Origin of the sequence: Staphylococcus xylosus (genome assembly GCF_002732165.1) — a bacterium.
Lineage (GTDB): Bacteria > Bacillota > Bacilli > Staphylococcales > Staphylococcaceae > Staphylococcus > Staphylococcus xylosus.
The window spans coordinates 164,148-182,813 of the sequence record NZ_MRZO01000003.1; the positions used below are offsets into that span (position 1 = coordinate 164,148).

14 protein-coding genes and 1 pseudogene are annotated in these 18,666 nt (G+C 33.3%); 9 read left to right on the forward strand and 6 right to left on the reverse strand.

From position 1 onward, the window contains the following. Window positions 1-159: 159 nt before the first annotated feature. Window positions 160-1,611 carry a SulP family inorganic anion transporter gene (locus BTM19_RS05880; RefSeq protein ID WP_029378174.1) on the reverse strand — a complete coding sequence of 484 codons (1,452 nt, stop codon included), beginning with the start codon at window positions 1,609-1,611 and terminating at the stop codon, window positions 160-162. A gap of 236 nt (window positions 1,612-1,847) precedes the next feature. Between BTM19_RS05880 and BTM19_RS05885 the strand changes: the two genes are divergently transcribed. The 3 genes from BTM19_RS05885 (at window position 1,848) to BTM19_RS05895 (ending at window position 5,675) form a co-directional block, all read left to right on the forward strand. Further along, window positions 1,848-2,609 (forward strand): ABC transporter ATP-binding protein, encoded by a 762-nt coding sequence (locus BTM19_RS05885; protein WP_029378175.1) that lies wholly within the window; start codon window positions 1,848-1,850, stop codon window positions 2,607-2,609. Further along, the gene (locus BTM19_RS05890) at window positions 2,599-4,494 is read left to right on the forward strand and encodes an FtsX-like permease family protein (protein WP_099265784.1); all 1,896 of its coding nucleotides are present in this window, start codon (window positions 2,599-2,601) and stop codon (window positions 4,492-4,494) included. The genes BTM19_RS05885 and BTM19_RS05890 overlap by 11 nt, the downstream gene beginning before the upstream one ends. Window positions 4,495-4,805: 311 nt before the next feature. After that, the gene (locus tag BTM19_RS05895; protein WP_029378177.1) at window positions 4,806-5,675 is read left to right on the forward strand and encodes an SDR family oxidoreductase; all 870 of its coding nucleotides are present in this window, start codon (window positions 4,806-4,808) and stop codon (window positions 5,673-5,675) included. A gap of 141 nt (window positions 5,676-5,816) precedes the next feature. Here BTM19_RS05895 and BTM19_RS05900 read toward each other — a convergent pair whose 3' ends face one another. Both BTM19_RS05900 and BTM19_RS05905 read right to left on the reverse strand, forming a co-directional pair. Further along, window positions 5,817-6,023: a hypothetical protein gene (locus tag BTM19_RS05900; protein ID WP_029378178.1), complete on the reverse strand. Its 207-nt coding sequence runs from the start codon at window positions 6,021-6,023 to the stop codon at window positions 5,817-5,819. Between the two features lie 136 nt (window positions 6,024-6,159). Next, entirely contained in the window at window positions 6,160-7,581 is a 1,422-nt protein-coding gene (locus tag BTM19_RS05905) for an SLC13 family permease (RefSeq protein ID WP_099265785.1), read from the reverse strand. A gap of 156 nt (window positions 7,582-7,737) precedes the next feature. On the opposite strand from BTM19_RS05905, the gene BTM19_RS05910 reads away from it, so the two are divergent. From BTM19_RS05910 to BTM19_RS05920, 3 genes are all read left to right on the forward strand, one after another. Beyond that, window positions 7,738-8,934 (forward strand): DUF819 family protein, encoded by a 1,197-nt coding sequence (locus BTM19_RS05910; RefSeq protein ID WP_038679189.1) that lies wholly within the window; start codon window positions 7,738-7,740, stop codon window positions 8,932-8,934. A gap of 80 nt (window positions 8,935-9,014) precedes the next feature. Next, window positions 9,015-9,575, forward strand: coding sequence for a sugar O-acetyltransferase (locus BTM19_RS05915; protein ID WP_029378181.1), 561 nt, complete (start codon window positions 9,015-9,017; stop codon window positions 9,573-9,575). 479 nt (window positions 9,576-10,054) lie between these two features. Beyond that, a complete protein-coding gene (locus BTM19_RS05920; RefSeq protein WP_029378182.1) occupies window positions 10,055-11,071 on the forward strand; it encodes a PTS sugar transporter subunit IIC in 1,017 nt (338 codons plus the stop codon). A gap of 51 nt (window positions 11,072-11,122) precedes the next feature. Here BTM19_RS05920 and BTM19_RS05925 read toward each other — a convergent pair whose 3' ends face one another. Continuing rightward, complete coding sequence (locus tag BTM19_RS05925; RefSeq protein WP_099265786.1) at window positions 11,123-11,917, reverse strand: putative hydro-lyase; 795 nt, start codon at window positions 11,915-11,917, stop codon at window positions 11,123-11,125. Between the two features lie 159 nt (window positions 11,918-12,076). On the opposite strand from BTM19_RS05925, the gene BTM19_RS05930 reads away from it, so the two are divergent. Next, complete coding sequence (locus BTM19_RS05930; protein ID WP_029378184.1) at window positions 12,077-12,535, forward strand: DUF4064 domain-containing protein; 459 nt, start codon at window positions 12,077-12,079, stop codon at window positions 12,533-12,535. Window positions 12,536-12,798: 263 nt separating this feature from the next. On the opposite strand, the gene BTM19_RS05935 is transcribed toward BTM19_RS05930, so the two are convergent. Continuing rightward, window positions 12,799-13,869 (reverse strand): acyltransferase family protein, encoded by a 1,071-nt coding sequence (locus tag BTM19_RS05935; protein WP_029378185.1) that lies wholly within the window; start codon window positions 13,867-13,869, stop codon window positions 12,799-12,801. Between the two features lie 340 nt (window positions 13,870-14,209). On the opposite strand from BTM19_RS05935, the gene pruA reads away from it, so the two are divergent. After that, window positions 14,210-15,754 carry an L-glutamate gamma-semialdehyde dehydrogenase gene (gene pruA / locus BTM19_RS05940; protein ID WP_029378186.1) on the forward strand — a complete coding sequence of 515 codons (1,545 nt, stop codon included), beginning with the start codon at window positions 14,210-14,212 and terminating at the stop codon, window positions 15,752-15,754. Window positions 15,755-15,816: 62 nt separating this feature from the next. Here pruA and BTM19_RS05945 read toward each other — a convergent pair whose 3' ends face one another. After that, window positions 15,817-16,368 carry a TetR/AcrR family transcriptional regulator gene (locus BTM19_RS05945; protein ID WP_029378187.1) on the reverse strand — a complete coding sequence of 184 codons (552 nt, stop codon included), beginning with the start codon at window positions 16,366-16,368 and terminating at the stop codon, window positions 15,817-15,819. Between the two features lie 147 nt (window positions 16,369-16,515). Here BTM19_RS05945 and BTM19_RS05950 point away from each other — a divergent pair. Continuing rightward, window positions 16,516-18,657 (forward strand): annotated as a pseudogene (locus BTM19_RS05950) (MMPL family transporter); the annotation flags it as partial. Between the last annotated feature and the right edge of the window lie 9 nt (window positions 18,658-18,666).

Here is an 18,666-nt window from a genome sequence, read left to right on the forward strand (position 1 = left end):
ACATTCTGTTCGTAAGGTTGATTCAATGATAAACACACTAATAATAAAAAATAATCGTATTTTACTTTACTATAGTTTAGTTTTGTTGGAACTTAATAAATGAAACAACAAAATCAATTTAATATGCTTATTCTGTATTCTATGCGAACTAACTTGAATTTATAAAAGATGCTGCTGGTTTACTTTACTTAATTCGTTAACAATTTTACGACTATCTTTATTTAGATGCTGGACATAAATTTTGTTGTTCTTTTTATGGTAATTTTCAATTAATGTGTCTATGGCATTAACTGCTGAATCATCCCATAAATGTGCTTCTTTAAAATTTAGATAGATAGTTTTGTCCCGTAATTCTAAATTGAGTTGGTTCATTAATGAATCTATAGAAACAAAGAAGATTTGCCCTTTGATATTGTAATGAATAGCATGGTCAATTTCTTCATATTGTACGGAAACATTTGAAATTTTGGTAGCGAAACACAAGGCGCTTACAATTACACCAATAATTACGCCTAATGCTAAATTGCTTGTAATTAATACGATAGTTACGGTAAGAAGCATCACGAGCGCATCTGTACGAGGTGCTTTTTTAATGAATTTAAATGACCCCCAATTAAAAGTCCCCACAGAAACCATAACCATAATAGCTGCTAGAATTGGCATCGGAATTTCAACGACCCAATCACCAAATACGATGATTAAAATAATTAAGAACACACCAGCAGTGAAGGTTGAAAGGCGCGTCGTAGCACCAGAGCGGACATTGATTACAGATTGACCGATCATCGCACAGCCACCCATAGAACCAAAGAAACCGGTGATAACATTGGCGATTCCCTGGCCACGAGATTCTTGGTTTTTACTACTGTAGGTATCTGTTGCTTGATCAACAATTCGAGCTGTAAGCAAGCTTTCCACAAGTCCAACAATCGCCATAGATAAGGCATATGGGAAAATAATTTTTAGTGTTTCTAAGTTGAACGGAACATCAGGAATAAAAAATTGAGGTAATGAACGTTTAATTTCACCTAAATCTCCAACTGTTTCTACATTTGCACCAGTCACTATGTAAGCTACTGTTAATAATATGATTGCAATTAGTGGTGCAGGTATCTTGTTAAAAATACGTGGTAAAAGGTAGATAATCAATAAGGTAACGATAACAAATAGATAAGTAGCAAAAGATATGCCAAAAATATGTTTGATTTGTGTTAAGAAAATCATGATTGCTAAGGCATTAACGAAACCAATCATGACAGAGTTGGGGATAAACTTCATTAAACGACCAATTTTTAATATGCCGAAAATAATTTGAATAAGCCCCATTAGAATAGTGGCTGCTAATAAATATTGGACACCGTGATCACGTACTAAAGGTACAATAACTAGAGCTACAGATCCTGTTGCTGCAGAAATCATAGCTGGTCTTCCACCTACGAAAGAAATAACAACTGCAATAATAAAGGAGGAATATAGACCAACCATAGGGTCTACTCCTGCTATAATTGAAAATGAAATGGCTTCTGGAATTAATGCTAAGGCGACGACGATACCAGCCAATATATTGATTCCTGGAGCGGTTAGCCATTCGCGTTTGATTTTATTTAACATCTATTTTACTCCTTATTTAAAAATGAACTAGACTATTATATCATATGGTGAAAGTTATTACTCCTAAGCTATAAAAGTAGCTCTAAAATAAAAAGTTCAAAATATGAGTGAATCATGATTTTCAAAAGGTGTGACAAGTTTGTCATTTTAGAACCTAAGGTTGTTAGATGAAACGAACGAAAATATACTGCGTCTTAGTTAAACTAAGGTTATAAATTATTTAAGGAGTGAAGGACATGTCTATATTAAAAGTAGAGGGGCTTACTAAAAGCTATGGCAACAGACATAGACAACAAGAAGTGCTTAAAGGCCTTGATTTTTCTATAGAAAAAGGCGAGTTTGTTACGATAATGGGGCCATCAGGATCAGGAAAAACAACATTGCTAAACGTCTTAAGTTCTATTGATTATATTACGAGTGGTACGGTCGAAATCAATGGCAATAAAATAAATAAAATGAGTAATAAAGCATTAGCTGATTTCAGAAAAAAAGAAGTGGGCTTTATTTTTCAAAATTATAGTGTGCTAAATACACTTACAGTTAAAGAAAATATTATGTTACCACTTTCCATTCAAAAAATGTCTAAAACAGAGAAAGAGCAAAATTATAGTGAAGTCACTAAGGCTTTAGGGATTCAAGATTTAGGCCATAAATACCCTAATGAAATATCTGGTGGCCAACAACAACGTACTGCAGCAGCGCGTGCGTCCGTTCATAAACCAGCGATTATATTTGCGGATGAACCAACAGGTGCATTAGATTCTAAAAGTGCACAAGATTTGTTAAATCGCTTAGAAGATTTAAATAAAAATTTAGAAGCGACAATCGTTATGGTTACACATGATCCTGTCGCAGCAAGTTATTCTAATAGAGTAATCATGCTAAAAGATGGCAATATTCACTCTGAAGTGTACCAAGGTGATGATTCAAATCAAGCCTTTTATAAAAATATTATTCATATGCAGACGGCATTAGGCGGTGTCGCACATGAGTTTTAATCAAATTGTACTTAAGAATTTAAAACAGAACTTACGTCATTATGCGATGTATATTTTTTCATTGATTGTAAGTATCGTATTATATTTTAGTTTCGTGACTTTAAAATATACAGATAGTATTAATAATGAGAATTCAATGGCAATTATAAGAAAGGGGTCTGACGTTGGATCTTATTTCTTATTTTTTATCATCATTATCTTCCTAATGTATGCAAATCAATTGTTTATTAAGAGACGTACGCGTGAATTTGCTTTATTCCAATTGATTGGCCTAACTAAGTCTAATATATTGCGCATGCTTATAATTGAACAGATTGCTATGTTTTTAGTCACTGGTATCATTGGTGTCATAGTAGGGGTGTTTGGATCTAAGTTATTACTCATGGTTGTGTTAAAAGTTTTGCATATTAGTACAAGTGTAGCTTTAACTTTCCAATTTGCTGCAGTATTTCAAACAGGTTTACTAATATTCATATCTATGCTGCTAATTATTATACAAAGCTATATTTTCTTACGCAGACGTAGTATTTTATCGATGATGAATGATAGTACAAAATCAGAAGTATCAAAGAATACCATATCAATAGTTGAGGTTTGCTCAGGTATCTTAGGTATTGTGATGATTGTGATTGGCTATTATATGTCTACAGAAATGTTTGGGAAATTCTCAAGTAACATGATGTTTACACCATTTATTATATTGTTTTTAACAGTAGTAGGTGCTTATTTATTCTTTAGAAGTTCTGTATCTGTTATTTTTAAAATGATAAAAAATGCAAAACGTGGCAAAGTGTCAATCACTGATGTTGTATTTACATCTTCAATCATGCATAGAATGAAGAAAAATGCTTTGTCGTTAACGATAATTGCAACTATATCGGCAGTAACGGTTACTGTTCTTTGTTTTGGGGCAATCAGTAAATCAACTATTGATGATAATGTCGCCTTGACATCACCTCAAGATTTTAATTTTATTGACAATAAACAAGCAGAGTCATTTGAAAGTAAAATGAAAGAAGCGCATATCGATTTTGATAAAAAGTATAAAGAAGTTTCTGAAGTGAAAATGTCGAAAGATACTTTTTTTAAAGATAATGGTAATCCAGATATGTTTAAACGTGATTCGATGTTAATTACGAGCAACAAAAATTTTAATGATAATCAAGTTAATGGTAATCGTGCGAAAGTGGTTAATATGGTAGCTCCTGGAGGAATGGTTCAGCACAATGAAAAAGGTGAGATTGTGTTAGAAAATCAATCCCAACAAACGTTTAAAGTCGTTGGATCAGAAAAAGACGTTAACTTCATGAGTGCAATTAGTTTTGGTAGTCCGGTGTTATTAGTTAGTGATGATAAATATAATGATTTAAAACTTAATTCTAGCGAAACAAGACAACAATTTGGTTATAATTTGGAAAAACAAAGTGATTGGAAAGCAGCAAACCAAGTTGCTAAATCAGTGTCGCCAAATATCGAATCGAAAAAAATGGTACGTCAATCGATGGATGATACTGTAGGTATTTTATTATTTGTTACATCATTTTTAGGATTAGCCTTTTTAGTCGCAGCGGGCTGTATCATCTACATTAAACAGATGGATGAAACTGAAGATGAAATACCAAATTTTATTATTTTACGTAAAATTGGCTATACACATTACGATATGTTAAAAGGTTTAGCTTTAAAAGTGATGTTTAACTTTGGCTTACCTCTCATTGTATCCTTACTGCATGCTTATTTTGCAGCAAAAGCATTTATATTACTTATGGGCGGTAATAGTATGTTACCAGTTTATATTGTTATGGGTACTTATTCTGTTGTGTATTGTATATTTGCAATTATGGCATTTGTACATTCAAGTAGGATCGTAAAGCATTCAATTTAAAGGAAATCATAGAAGTCATTTAAAATAAGATAGAACTTAACTGCTATAGATGGAAGTAAGCTTGCCTATATTGGTTAATTCTAGAAAAAGTATATTTACTACAAAGTAGATATAAATGATTAGCAGAGGTGTCTGCTGAATAAATTGCACGTTGTTTATACCATGTAAGCCTTTGGGAAATCCGTATATTTCTCAAAGGCTTTTTTTGTGGTATTAATAAGTTGTTTACTATTGAATGTTGGTCGAACATGTTTGATTCCTATTGAAAGTGGTATTTGGCAGTAAAAGGGTAAAATGGAGGTATGTAGCATATGAATTTAACTGAATTCCATAAAGAAATTAAAGGATATACGCAAGATAGACAGCCAGGTATACAAAAAGATATGAATCCACAACCTATTACTGAGATGGAAGGTTACAAAAGTGGTGGTAAACTCCAAGGTAAAATTGCATTGGTTACTGGGGGAGATTCGGGGATTGGTCGCTCTGTTGCGGTATTATATGCCAAAGAAGGGGCAGATGTGGCGATTGGTTATTTCGATGAACAGGAAGATGCTGAAGCGGTAGTAGAACAATTAACTTCATTAGGTGTCAATGCGAAAGCATATGCGCATGACTTAAAAAGTGTCGACGCATCACAAAATTTAATTGATAAAGTCGTTAAAGATTTTGGAGGATTAAATATATTAGTTAACAATGGAGGCGTACAATTCCCTCAGGATAACTTTGAAGATGTTTCGCCAGAACAGATTAAAGAGACGTTTGAAACAAATGTTTTTGGCATGATGTTCTTATCACAAGCTGCAGCACCGCATTTAACAGATGGTGATGCAATTATAAATACTACAAGTGTAACTGCTTATAGAGGATCGGCTCATCTGATTGATTATTCTGCTACAAAAGGTGCAATCGTTGCTTTTACACGTTCATTAGCGTCATCTTTAATTGATCAAGGTATTCGAGTAAATGCTGTTGCGCCAGGACCAATTTATACACCATTAATTCCTGCTACTTTTTCAGAAGATAAAGTTGAGAATCAAGGTGGAGATACACCAATGGGAAGAAGAGGGCAACCAGCAGAACTTGCACCGTCATACGTTTTCTTAGCATCATATGCAGACAGTTCTTATATTACTGGTCAAGTTATACATGTGAATGGCGGAGACTATATCACATCATAATATAAAATTAAAAATAAAAAGCAACGAGACAGTCTTTTGGCTGTCTCGTTGCTTTTATGTCTGAAGGTTGTCTTGGAAATTTCAGTATAAACAATTTATGTCAGTTGTAGATTATTTTATCTAGAAGAAAGTGTATAAACGTTAGAAGAAATCTGAAGGTTTCAGATCATTGAAATCTAAATTTTTTAAGCTGTCGAAGTTAATGTTTTCAATACTTTGTACAATTTCACCACTTTTAACTTGGTTATAATAGTTTGTCGCTTCTGAAACAACATCGTGTTCCTGGAATGTTTTTACTATACCAAGTATTAAGACAATTGCTATCGCTCCTTTAAATAAGAATTTCATAATTATTGACTCCTTCTATAAGTTTATAACGTTATTTTACAGTGTTTTTTCTAGTAAAACATGCGTCCATAGTATAGAAAGTGTATCATACATAAGTTGTATGTTGTATATTAAATGATTGTGTTTAATTTATTTTTTATAATCCGAATGCGATAGGTAACCAGAAGTAAGCAAAGAGTGAAATTACAATGATAGCGAAAATATTTAATATAAAGCCAGCTTTCACCATATCTTTCATCTCTATTTCGTCAGAACTAAATATGGCTGCATTCGGTGGTGTTGAAATCGGCAGCATAAATGCACATGTAGATGAAAGGGCAACTATACCCATAATTATAAACGGATCTTGGCTAATCGCTGCTGCAAAGCCAATACTAATTGGCATCAACATATTAGAAACAGCTGTGTTTGACATCACCTCTGTTAAAAATAGAATTGCTGTTGATAATACTAGCACGATTAATATTAATGGTAGAGGTTTTACAATTCCCATCATGCTACCAAACCATTTTGTAAGTCCTGAATCTTCAAAGGCTGCAGCTAAAGATAACCCGCCTCCGAATAAGAGTAGTATACCCCAAGGGAGTTTAGTCATATCGCCCCATATAAGTAGCCCTCCTTTTTTGGATTTTGCAGGAATGAGAAACAGTAATACTGCGCCAAACATTGCAATGCTAGTGTCTGTTATATGTAATGAACCAGGGAGTAATCCGCCAAATATCCATAAAAGACTGACAAATAGAAAAACAATTCCCGTAAGTTTCTCTTCCTTAGACATAGGTCCTAAATCATGTAATGCTTTCTTCGCAAAATCTGATGATATATGATCAGCATCTTCAATTCTGAATAACCATTTCGTTAGTAAGAAATAAAGAATTGCTAATAATATGACAGTAAGAGGTACGGCAAAAATCATCCACTGAGCAAAGGATACTTTCCTATCAAGGCTAGACGACGCAATTGCCGCAAAAACGGCGTTTGGCACTGAACCGATAAGTGTTGCTAGTCCACCTATAGAGGCCGAATAGGCTACAGTTAGGAGGAGTGCTTTACTAAATTTACTAGCAGACTCAGGCTTAAGAAATTGTGCGTCTTTAATTTCTTTGATGAGTGCTAAAGCAATAGGCAACATCATGAGTGCCGTAGCCGCATTTGAAATCCACATAGAGATAAAGGCGGTAGCAATCATAGTACCTAGGATGATACGGTTACTACTTGTTCCCATCATTGATATAATGGTCATTGCAATACGCTTGTGTAAGTTCCATTTCTCAATGGCTAAAGCAATAATAAATCCACCCATATACATAAATACGATAGGATCAGCATAAGCACTCGATGCGATAACTTCATCAGTGCCTCCTGTTAATGGAAGTAGAATTAATGGAAGTAGGGATGTTGCTGGTATAGGAATAGCTTCGGTTATCCACCATATTGCCACAAATAGTGTAACTGCAAGTACAGCTCTAGGTGAGTCATCCAACCCTGTTATCCCAGGAATAAAGTAAAAAATAAGAAAAAGTAAAGGGCCTAAAAATAACCCGATTTTTTGTTTCATAATTATTTCCCCCTTGTTTATGACGCTATAACTGTAAGAATATCAATAAGCTAACGTATAGACAATTAATTTTTCAGAAAATTATAAAAATATACAACTGAGACTGATAGAATATAGGTAATAGATTAAAACAAATATAAGCAAGGGGATGATTTTATGGTAGTGGGGGCACTTATAGACAAAGGAGATACATGGATTTTATGGGCAATCATTATTGTGTGGGCAACTATGAGCTTATTTTTAGAACAGAGGTATCAATGGGCTAGTAAAATTTCTGGGGCTATTATTGCACTTGTTGGTGCGATGGTATTATCTAACTTTAAGGTGATACCAACGAGCTCACCAGTTTATGATACTGTATGGGATTACATTGTACCTTTATCGATACCATTACTGTTATTTAGTTCTAATATTATGAAAATATGGAAAGAAAGTAGAAGATTGTTGATTATATTCTTCATTGCTTCGATAGGAACTATGATTGGAACATTTGTTGCATTTATTATATTAAATCAATGGATACCTTATTTGAATAAGATAGGAGCGATGATGACAGGTAGTTATATTGGTGGTGGAGTTAATTTTGCGGCGTTAAGCTCTAAACTTGAAACACCAGGGGATATGGTGTCATCAACAGTAGTCGCAGATAATAGCGTTATGGCGTTGTACTTTATGCTATTAATTGCGCTCCCTTCACTTCCATTAATTAAAAAGTATTTTAAAACAGATTATAATATAGAACAATCTCCAAAGGTGCAACAATCGTATTGGCAACCCAAAAAAATTCAATTGCTAGATATAGCATTTTCGGTAGCGAGTGCAATAACACTTGTAGCAGTAAGTTTTAAAGGTGCTGAATTGGTTCAACAATGGATACCTAAAAGTAACGTTGTGCTCACTATTATTAGTTCTTTCTTTGGAGATGCCTATCTTTTATTAACTACTTTAACATTAATTGTGGTAGCGATATGGGGAGACTTCTTTGAAAAGTTAGCTGGTGCATCTGAAATAGGAACTTTTTTAATTTATATTTTCTTTGTAGTTATAGGGATTCCTGCCTCTTTTGCCACAATTATAACAACGGCACCTTTACTCTTTGTTTTTGTTATTATGATACTTATTTTTAATTTAGGGTTAAGTTTGTTGTTAGGTAAAGCATTTAAATTTAAAATTGAAGAAATATTATTAGCAAGTAATGCCACAGCAGGTGGACCCACAACAGCAGCTGCACTAGCTATTGGAAAAGGATGGACAGGACTTGTTGGACCTATTCTTATAATAGGAACATTGGGTTACGTCGTAGGAAATTATGCTGGAACATTGATTTATCAATTGTTAAGTCATATGACCTAAATAGCATTGAAGTATAATATGTAATTATAATAATAGGTGAATTAAACTAAATGTCTATGATAAGAAAGGAAGAAATAATTATGAGTGAAAAAAATAAGATGCTAGCTAGTGAATGGTACGATGCAAACAATGATAAAGATTTAGGGGCAGAGCGAATGAAAGCTAAAGATTTATGTTTTGATTTAAACCATGTTCGTCCTAGCGATCAAGCACAGCGACAAGGAATAATAACAGAGCTTTTAAATTATGAGCCTCAATCATTAGAATTACTAAGTCCATTCCAAGCTGATTATGGCTATAATATCAATTTAGGCCAGCGTGTCTTTATTAATCACGATTGTTATTTTATGGATTGCAATAAAATTACGATTGGAGATGATGTATTTATTGGTCCTAATTGTGGCTTATATACAGCAATTCATCCTCTTGACTATCAATCGAGGAACAAAGGGATAGAAAAAGCTTTACCCATCAATATTGGAAACAATGTTTGGATAGGAGCAAATGTAGCTGTATTGCCGGGTGTGACTATAGGTGAAGGTGCTGTTATAGGAGCGGGTAGTGTGGTTGCTAAAGACATACCTGCCAATGCGCTTGCACTCGGCACACCTGCTAAAACTGTTAGTACAATTAATCAATAAGCAAGTTTTTTCTGATTTTACATGATACATTCATATAATATTTAAGAGAATGCCGTCAAAAGATTGTTGTTTTGGCGGTATTTTATATAATTTGAATTTCTTGTTTTAATTTATAGAGTTTCGATTTAGTTTGGATAAATAATAAAAATCGATGTATCTTTCACATAAATGTTGTAGGGAGTGGAATTATATTTGTATTTGGTTGTGTAATATCAAAGAACAAATTAAAATTATATTGAAAAATATTCCGCGGAGCTTAAATTAAAAATAATTAAATTGTTCGGAATATAATTGAGATTTGTGTTAAAATATAAAAATGTGAGTGAAATGGTAAGAGTAATAATAGTGACTATATAAACATGAATGCAAAATTTATAAAATATAAAGTTTTTACAGATTGTTTGAACAAGCCAACTTTTAAATGACGATTTCCATATCTAACTTAACGATTACTAGACAAGAAAAGAGGAATATTGAATATGGATATTTTAATTGGAACATTATTTTTAATTATAGTGTTAGCTTTATTTACAATATTTACATATCGAGCACCTAAAGGTATGCGTGCCATGGGAGCTTTAGCAAATGCAGCAATTGCAACATTTTTAGTAGAAGCTTTTCACAAATATGTAGGTGGAGATTTATTAGGTATTAAGTTTTTAGGTGAATTAGGTGATGCTGCTGGAGGTCTAGGTGGCGTAGCGGCAGCGGGCTTAGTATCATTAGCAATTGGTGTTTCACCGGTTTATGCGTTGGCAATCGCTGCTTCATGTGGTGGTTTAGATTTGATACCAGGATTTGTAGCTGGTTATGTAATTGGTTATCTAATGAAATATGCTGAACGTAAAGTACCAGACGGTATAGATTTAATAGTAGGTATTATTATTATTGCGCCTTTAGCGAGATTAGTTGCAACGGGTGTAACGCCGTTAGTTAATAATTCGCTATTAAAAATAGGGGACATTATCCAAAGTTCAACTGAAGTAAGTCCAATTATTATGGGGATTATTTTGGGTGGGGTCATCACTGTTGTTGGTACAGCTCCACTAAGTTCTATGGCTTTAACTGCATTATTAGGGCTTACGGGTATGCCAATGGCGATTGCAGCAATGGTGTCATTTGCTTCTTCATTCATCAATGGTACCATGTTTAGCAAACTAAAATTAGGTGACCGTAGATCTAGAATTGCAGTATGTATCGAACCACTATCTCAAGCCGACGTAGTGTCTGCGAATCCAATACCGATATATACAGCAAACTTTATAGGAGGAGCGATTGCAGGTGCAGTCATTGCCTCTTCCGGTATGATCAATGATGCTACAGGTACTGCTACACCGTTAGCTGGATTTTTGGTTATGTTTGGATTTAACGATCCAGTGAAAATCTTTATTTACGGTGCTATTGTAGGTGTTATTGGCTTAATTGTTGGTTATGTATGTTCTATTATATTTAAGAATCATCCAATTGTTTCAAAAGAAGACATTGAAGCAAGATAAAATAAAAAAGCACTTTGACGTTTGTTTTTAGATACGTCAAAGTGCTTTTCTTTAATCGCTTAATTGGCTATCAGGAATATCTGTAATGAACATATGACCGGGAGCGTGTGTAATCATAATGTCTGGTTTAGCATCTAAAGCGACTGATTGAGGTGTCACACCACATCCCCAAAAGACAGGAACTTCATTATTTTTAATTATTACAGGTTCACCAAAATCAGGCTTACTTATATTAGAAATACCAATTTCTGAAGGATTTCCAATATGCATAGGTGTACCATGTACATTTTTAAAACGAGAAGTGATTTCCGTTGCTTTAATCGCTTGTTGCATAGTCATAGGACGCATGCTTACGGTGATGTTACCAGAAAATTGGCCGCTATCGGCAGCTGGAATATTAGTCATATACATTGGTACATTATGTCCTTCCTCTAAATGACGTATAGGAATACCGGCTTCCAGTAATGCATGTTCAAATGTAAAGCTACAGCCTATTAAAAAACTAACCATATCTTCTGTAAACAAAGCGTCGATGTTAGGTCTTTGTTCTATGAGTTTACCTTGTTTATAAACACGATAGGCAGCAACTTCGGTAGTAATGTCAGCTTGTTGACCAAAGGTAGGAAATGACTTCGATCCTTTTTCAGACACATCTAAGAGTGGGCAAGTTTTAGGGTTTCTAAAACAAAATTTCAAAAAGTCATAAGCGTAAGCAGAAGGAAGTATGACAACATTAGCCTGAATATAGCCTTTGGCCATACCACTTGTATGGTCAGTCAGTTCTCCTTGTTTAATCATTTTTCTTATTGTAGCTGGTTGTTGTATTTGTAAGTCCAAATTTATCATCCCCTTATAAAATAATAATATCATTTTACCAAAAATTCAGAAAATTATAGTGTTGAACATATTTTAATTACTTTGAAATACGGTTTTAAAATACTAAAAGTGACGTTATAATAAATTAGTAGATGCATTGAGTCATAATGATTTCTTGGGAGGATACATATGAAGAGAACTGGAGAAAAAGTACTTGTATGGATTGGTATTATCTTACAGTTTATATTAATATTTTTAATGGCAATTATCACACCATTTTTAAATGATGTAAGCGTGAAAAACGAATTAGCAGATGCTATTTATAATAGCAGTATGTATGATCAAGGCAAACCACAAATAGATGCATCTAATTTAGTAGATGTTGCTAGTCAGATATTTCTTCTAGCTTTAGTTATAGTGATTATATGCACTGTTTTGGCAATTATATTTGCTTTATTCATTAATAAAATTCCAAAAGTTGTAGGCGTATGCTTTATTCTTCTTGGCATTGTTACCGTATTAACGCTAAATTGGCTTACGGCGGTTCTATGGTTGATTGCTGGCATTATGCTGTTGGTAAGAAAACAAAAACATACAGACAGCCTGTATGAGCCGAGTGTGTATAATAATTATAACAGAAGAAACTAAAGTAACTATAATGGAATGCGAAGAGCTAAGGTAGATGAAACTCCACAGGCGCGTAATAAACTTAACGTTATAGAGCAAAAGTAATCAACAAAATTTAATCGTATTGAAAGTAATGAGAAATAGTATTATTGAATATTGTGTATACTCAAGATATTGTCAAACAAAATTGGAACATAATTAGCGACAATTAAAATAAAAGGTGAGACAGAAGTAATAAGTTACTGTCTCACCTTTTTTATATGCAATTCATGGAGCGAATAACGTTAATTCATTTTGCCATGTTTATAACTTTCATAAACACTATCATATTTGATATTACCGATACCACCGACAATAAATTTACCAAACTTAAATAGGTTAAATAAATATGCTAAGCAGACAGACACTACTAAAGTGATAATAAAGTTAAATACAATATTACGTATCGAACTATCAGCTCTTAATAACCCTAAATCATGTACAAAGAAATAGTGGGTTAAGTAAATACAAAATGAATAGTTACTAATAAATAATATAAATTTAGGGACATATTTTATATAAGAAGAGAATAAGAAAAAGACTAATATGACCATAGTGACATAAAATGGAATGTCAAAACGTTTTGATTCCACCCAAGTACTAACGCCTAACAGGTAATTACCAATTAAAATAGAGGAGGCAATTACTAGTCCTATAATAATGGGCCAAGTGAAACGTTTAATATTTTTCATGAATGTTTCATAATAAATACCTGTATAAAATCCAAGTAAAAAATAACTAATCCATCCTAAAAATAACATCCAGCCTTCTCTTTCCCAAAATAAGCCTAAAATATCATTTTCTGATTGTGGTACATACTGGCGGAACGCCCAGTATATTGTAGCGAATATTATCGAACCAATAATCATTGGAATAGGTTTCCATTTAATTAAATACTTAGCAAAAAGAATATGCAATATGTAAAATTGGAAGATAATGACAATAAAGTAGGTGACGGCACCACCATGAAACATAGTATCTCCGACATTATGCATATATTGAGCTAATGTTTTGGGTTCGAAATAAAAATATGAAATACCAAGATTAATCAAGATATAAGGAATACATAGATAGATTAACTTACTCTTCAAAAATCCTGGTTTAGTTTTAACGTGATAATTTTTAGCTAATAAAAATTCTGAAATAAATACGAATAATGGTGTGCTAAACATAAGAAGTAATTGTAATACTCTAATAGTTGTACCATGACCAACAAAATCCATTTTGCTAAAAGTTGTTGTAATCGAATGAATAAGAACAATACTTAAACAAGCTATCGCACGCATCCAAAATATCACAGATGTATAAGTTCTCATTATAGCTGACCTCTCGATTGTTCTATTTGTATTTTTAAAATAAATATAAAAATAATTATTTGTGAATAATCATCCTAACATATTGAATTTAATCTAAATGTAAAGTTTAGATTACAAATTATTAAATCTCTATGTTATATATTTATTAAAGTGATAATAAATGTGATTGAATAAAATTTCAAATATCAACGCAATTTGATGAAATGAGTTCAACACCATTTATTTTAATAAAAAAGGTTGTAAGCGATTGCAATTATTGTTTGATATCTATACAATGGCATTAAGAATGGAAACATTTCCATTTAGTTTTCTATTTACAAACTGACATGGGGGTAGAAAAATGGTAGTCAATTATCACAACGAACCAGGCATTGATTTTACAGATAGTAAAAATGTCGAATCATTCAAAAAAGCTTTAGAGAAAGTTAAAGGTGAATTGAATCAAAAAATTCCTTTAGTTATTAACGGGGAAGAGAAGTTCACAAAAGATACGTATCAGTCTATCAATCCGGCTAATACTTCTGAAGTTATTGCTGAAGTTTCAAAAGCAACGCAAAAAGATGTAGATGATGCATTTGATGCGGCTAATGAAGCATATAAATCTTGGAAGAGATGGTCTCACAAAGACCGTGCAGAGTTTTTAATTAGAGTTGCAGCGATTATTAGACGTCGTAAAGAAGAAATCTCAGCTGTTATGGTTTATGAAGCAGGTAAGCCATGGGATGAGGCTGTTGGTGATGCTGCAGAAGGAATTGACTTCATTGAATACTATGCAAGATCAATGATGGAACTTGCAGATGGTAAACCAGTATTAGATAGAGAAGGCGAACATAATAAATATTTCTATAAACCTATCGGTACAGGTGTAACAATCCCACCATGGAATTTCCCATTCGCAATCATGGCTGGAACAACATTGGCACCAGTAGTTGCTGGTAACACAGTGCTTTTAAAACCTGCTGAAGATACGCCACTAACTGCTTATAAATTAATGGAAGTCTTAGAAGAAGCGGGATTACCTAAAGGCGTTGTTAACTTTGTTCCAGGTGATCCAAAAGAAATCGGTGATTACCTTGTAGATAGTGTACACACACACTTTGTAACATTTACAGGTTCTCGTGCTACAGGTACAAGAATCTTTGAAAGAGCTGCAAAAGTACAAGATGGTCAACAATTCTTAAAACGTGTTATAGCTGAAATGGGCGGTAAAGATGCGATTGTAGTTGATAAAAACATCGATACAGATTTAGCAGCAGAGTCTATTGTAACGTCAGCATTTGGCTTTTCAGGACAAAAATGTTCTGCATGTTCTCGTGCTATCGTTCACAAAGATGTATATGATGAAGTGTTAGAAAAAGCAGTAGCTTTAACTAAGAACTTAACGTTAGGTAACACTGAAAACAACACATATATGGGTCCTGTTATTAATCAAAAACAATTTGATAAAATCAAGAACTATATTGAAATTGGCAGTAAAGAAGGTAAGTTAGAACAAGGTGGCGGCACAGATGATTCTACTGGTTACTTCATTGAACCAACAATTATCTCTGGCCTTAAATCAAGCGACCAAATTATGCAAGAAGAAATCTTTGGTCCGGTTGTAGGATTTGTTAAAGGTAAAGACTTTGAAGAGTTATTAGAAATTGCTAATGATACTGATTATGGTTTAACTGGTGCAGTGATTACAAATAATCGCGAAAACTGGATTGAAGCTGTAGAGTCTTATGACGTAGGTAACTTATACCTCAACCGTGGTTGTACTGCAGCAGTTGTAGGCTATCATCCATTTGGTGGCTTCAAAATGTCAGGTACGGATGCTAAAACAGGTAGCCCAGACTACTTATTAAACTTCTTAGAACAAAAAGTTGTTTCAGAAATGTTCTAAAATAAATGACTAAAAGGAGCGAGTATACGCAATCAAAATTGATTGCGTATGTCGCTCCTTTTTTATTCATCTATGACTTGAATATTAATTAATTTCCTGAAATACTTGTCTAGTTTAGCAGGTGGCAGTTCGATACATTGTTCTCTAATCCACTCTGTAAATCCAAACAGACTTGCACCATAAACATAAAATATAAGTTCGGCAGGAATATCAGAGTCAACTGAAATACGGTGCTCATTTTCTTTAATATCATTCTGTAAAACACTAATGAAGTGATTTGATATCGTACGTTCAAACTCTTTGTCATGTTGTTGTTTGTCCTTAATACGTTGCAATTCAATCACATCACTAGTTCTATCTATTACTGTAAATGGTGCATTGATACGTTCTTTTAAATCGATTGAAAAGTAATCTTTTGTTACGTATTTAATCAAATAAATCAAAAGATCATATTTGTCATAAAAATGCTTATAAAATGTTGTTCGATGTACTAATGCTTTTTCGCATATTTGATTTACTGTAATAGTTGAGAAAGTTTGTTTTTCAAGTAATTCATAGAAACTTTTCGAGAGAGCACGTTTAGTTTTAATAACACGTAAATCTTTTGTATTCAATATACATTTCTCCTTATTTGTAGTTTAAATATACAAATTGTAATAATTAATTCTTTTAATAAAAGGGTAAAGCATTTAATATGTGGATAGAAATAATCTACAGTATATATTTAAACTATAACGTTGATTAATTTAGGAGGCAATAGTTTGGCAAAGTTTTTATATAGAGTAGGATCGTTTGTGGCTAAGCATAAATGGTGGAGCATTGTTGCGTGGGTAGTTTTGCTTGCGGCTATTATTATTCCCCTTACAATAAGTTCGCCGAAGTTCGATAATGACATTACTATGAATGGCTTACAATCACTCGATACTAACAAGAAAATTGAAGATGAATTTGGTCAAGATAGTGAAAAAGCTCAAATAAGAGTTGTATTAAAAAGCGATGCAAAAGAAGGTATCGTTAAGCCTGATGTGACAAAAGACGTCAAAAAGGCTTTGAAAGATATTAAAGATGACGATAAAGATATCAAAAATGTTTCTGATCCTTATGACAGTAAACAGATTAGTAAAGATAAAACAACTGCATTTGCAGATGTCAATTATGATGTTAAAACGACATCACTTAAATCAAGTTCTAAAGATAATATCAAAGAAAAAGTAGATGAAATTAAAGAAGACCATAATGTACAGGTTGAATTAATGGGTACGGGTATGGAGTCGACAGAAATTGGTGGCGCTTCTGAGATAATAGGTGTCATTGTAGCATTTGTTGTACTATTAATTACATTTGGTTCAGTTATTGCTGCAGGTTTACCAATCATCAGCGCATTACTTGGATTAGGTACAGGTGTGGGTGTGATTTCATTACTTACATATGCATTTGATATACCTAATGTTACTTTGACTTTAGCAGTTATGATTGGTTTAGCAGTTGGAATAGATTATGCATTATTTATATTATTTAGATATAGACAAATAATGAAGACTGAAACAAACCATATTAAAGCAATTGGACTAGCAGTAGGTACGGCAGGTAGTGCAGTGATATTTGCTGGTGTCACTGTAATTATTGCAGTATGTGGTCTATCTCTTGTAGGAATAGATTTCTTAGCAGTTATGGGGTTTGCTTCAGCAATTAGTGTATTTGTAGCAGTGGTGAGTGCACTTACTTTATTACCAGCATTAATAAGTATATTCCATAAACAAATTAAACCTAAAAGAACGAAATCAGAATTTAAAAATGATAACGACACAGGATGGTCAAAATTTGTTGTAGGAAAACCATTATTAGCTATATTGGTTGGTTTAATTATACTAATATTAGTTGCTATACCAGTTAAAGATATGCGTTTAGGTATCCCAGATGATGGTATGAAGACTGCGGATTCCACGCAGAAAAAAGCATATGATATTATCTCGGATAAATTTGGCGAAGGATTTAATGGTCAAATTGCAATTTTAGTTAATGTTAAAGATCAGAAAGATAACCCTCAAGCTTTACAGAATGATTTGAAAGCTATGCGTCAAGATATTAACGATATGGATAACGTTGATGTAGTTACAGCTCCACAACTAAGTGAGAGTAAAGACTATGCGATGATCGCAGTTATACCTGAAAAAGGGCCGAACGCAGAATCAACAAATACATTGGTTCATGATTTAAGGGACTATAATGATAAAGCTAAAGATGAATATGACTTCAAGACAGAAGTTTCAGGCCAAAGCGTTATTAATATAGACATGTCCCAAAAATTAAATGAGGCAATTCCATTGTTTGCTGGCGTAATTGTGGCATTAGCTTTTATATTATTAATGGTTGTATTCCGTTCGATTATTATACCTTTAAAAGCAGTACTTGGTTTTGTATTATCCTTAATGGCGGCACTCGGATTTACAACAGTAGTTATGCAAGAAGGTGTAATGTCAGGACTGTTTGGTGTCGATACTACAGGACCATTGCTTGCATTTTTACCAGTTATAACTATAGGACTATTGTTTGGTTTAGCAATGGATTATGAAGTGTTCTTAATGTCACGTATTCACGAAGAATATACAGTAACACATAATAATGAACGTGCTATAAAAGTAGGTATTAAAGAGAGTGGCCCAGTAATTGTTGCGGCTGCGTTAATCATGTTTAGTGTCTTTATTGCCTTTGTCTTCCAAGACGATGTGATGATTAAATCGATGGGATTAGCACTCGCATTTGGTGTACTCTTTGATGCAGTTATCGTCCGTTTAATATTAGTACCAGCATTAACTAAAATATTCGGTAAAGCATCATGGTATATGCCTGCATGGTTAAACAAAATCTTGCCAAGTGTCGATATAGAAGGACATGGGTTAAAAGATGATATA

Coding starts and splice junctions, on each gene's coding strand:
- BTM19_RS05880 (WP_029378174.1), bottom strand. CDS start 1,611: ATGTTAAATAAAATCAAACGCGAATGGCTAACCGCTCCAGGAATCAAT.
- BTM19_RS05885 (WP_029378175.1), top strand. CDS start 1,848: ATGTCTATATTAAAAGTAGAGGGGCTTACTAAAAGCTATGGCAACAGA.
- BTM19_RS05890 (WP_099265784.1), top strand. CDS start 2,599: ATGAGTTTTAATCAAATTGTACTTAAGAATTTAAAACAGAACTTACGT.
- BTM19_RS05895 (WP_029378177.1), top strand. CDS start 4,806: ATGAATTTAACTGAATTCCATAAAGAAATTAAAGGATATACGCAAGAT.
- BTM19_RS05900 (WP_029378178.1), bottom strand. CDS start 6,023: ATGAAATTCTTATTTAAAGGAGCGATAGCAATTGTCTTAATACTTGGT.
- BTM19_RS05905 (WP_099265785.1), bottom strand. CDS start 7,581: ATGAAACAAAAAATCGGGTTATTTTTAGGCCCTTTACTTTTTCTTATT.
- BTM19_RS05910 (WP_038679189.1), top strand. CDS start 7,738: ATGGTAGTGGGGGCACTTATAGACAAAGGAGATACATGGATTTTATGG.
- BTM19_RS05915 (WP_029378181.1), top strand. CDS start 9,015: ATGAGTGAAAAAAATAAGATGCTAGCTAGTGAATGGTACGATGCAAAC.
- BTM19_RS05920 (WP_029378182.1), top strand. CDS start 10,055: ATGGATATTTTAATTGGAACATTATTTTTAATTATAGTGTTAGCTTTA.
- BTM19_RS05925 (WP_099265786.1), bottom strand. CDS start 11,917: ATGATAAATTTGGACTTACAAATACAACAACCAGCTACAATAAGAAAA.
- BTM19_RS05930 (WP_029378184.1), top strand. CDS start 12,077: ATGAAGAGAACTGGAGAAAAAGTACTTGTATGGATTGGTATTATCTTA.
- BTM19_RS05935 (WP_029378185.1), bottom strand. CDS start 13,869: ATGAGAACTTATACATCTGTGATATTTTGGATGCGTGCGATAGCTTGT.
- pruA (WP_029378186.1), top strand. CDS start 14,210: ATGGTAGTCAATTATCACAACGAACCAGGCATTGATTTTACAGATAGT.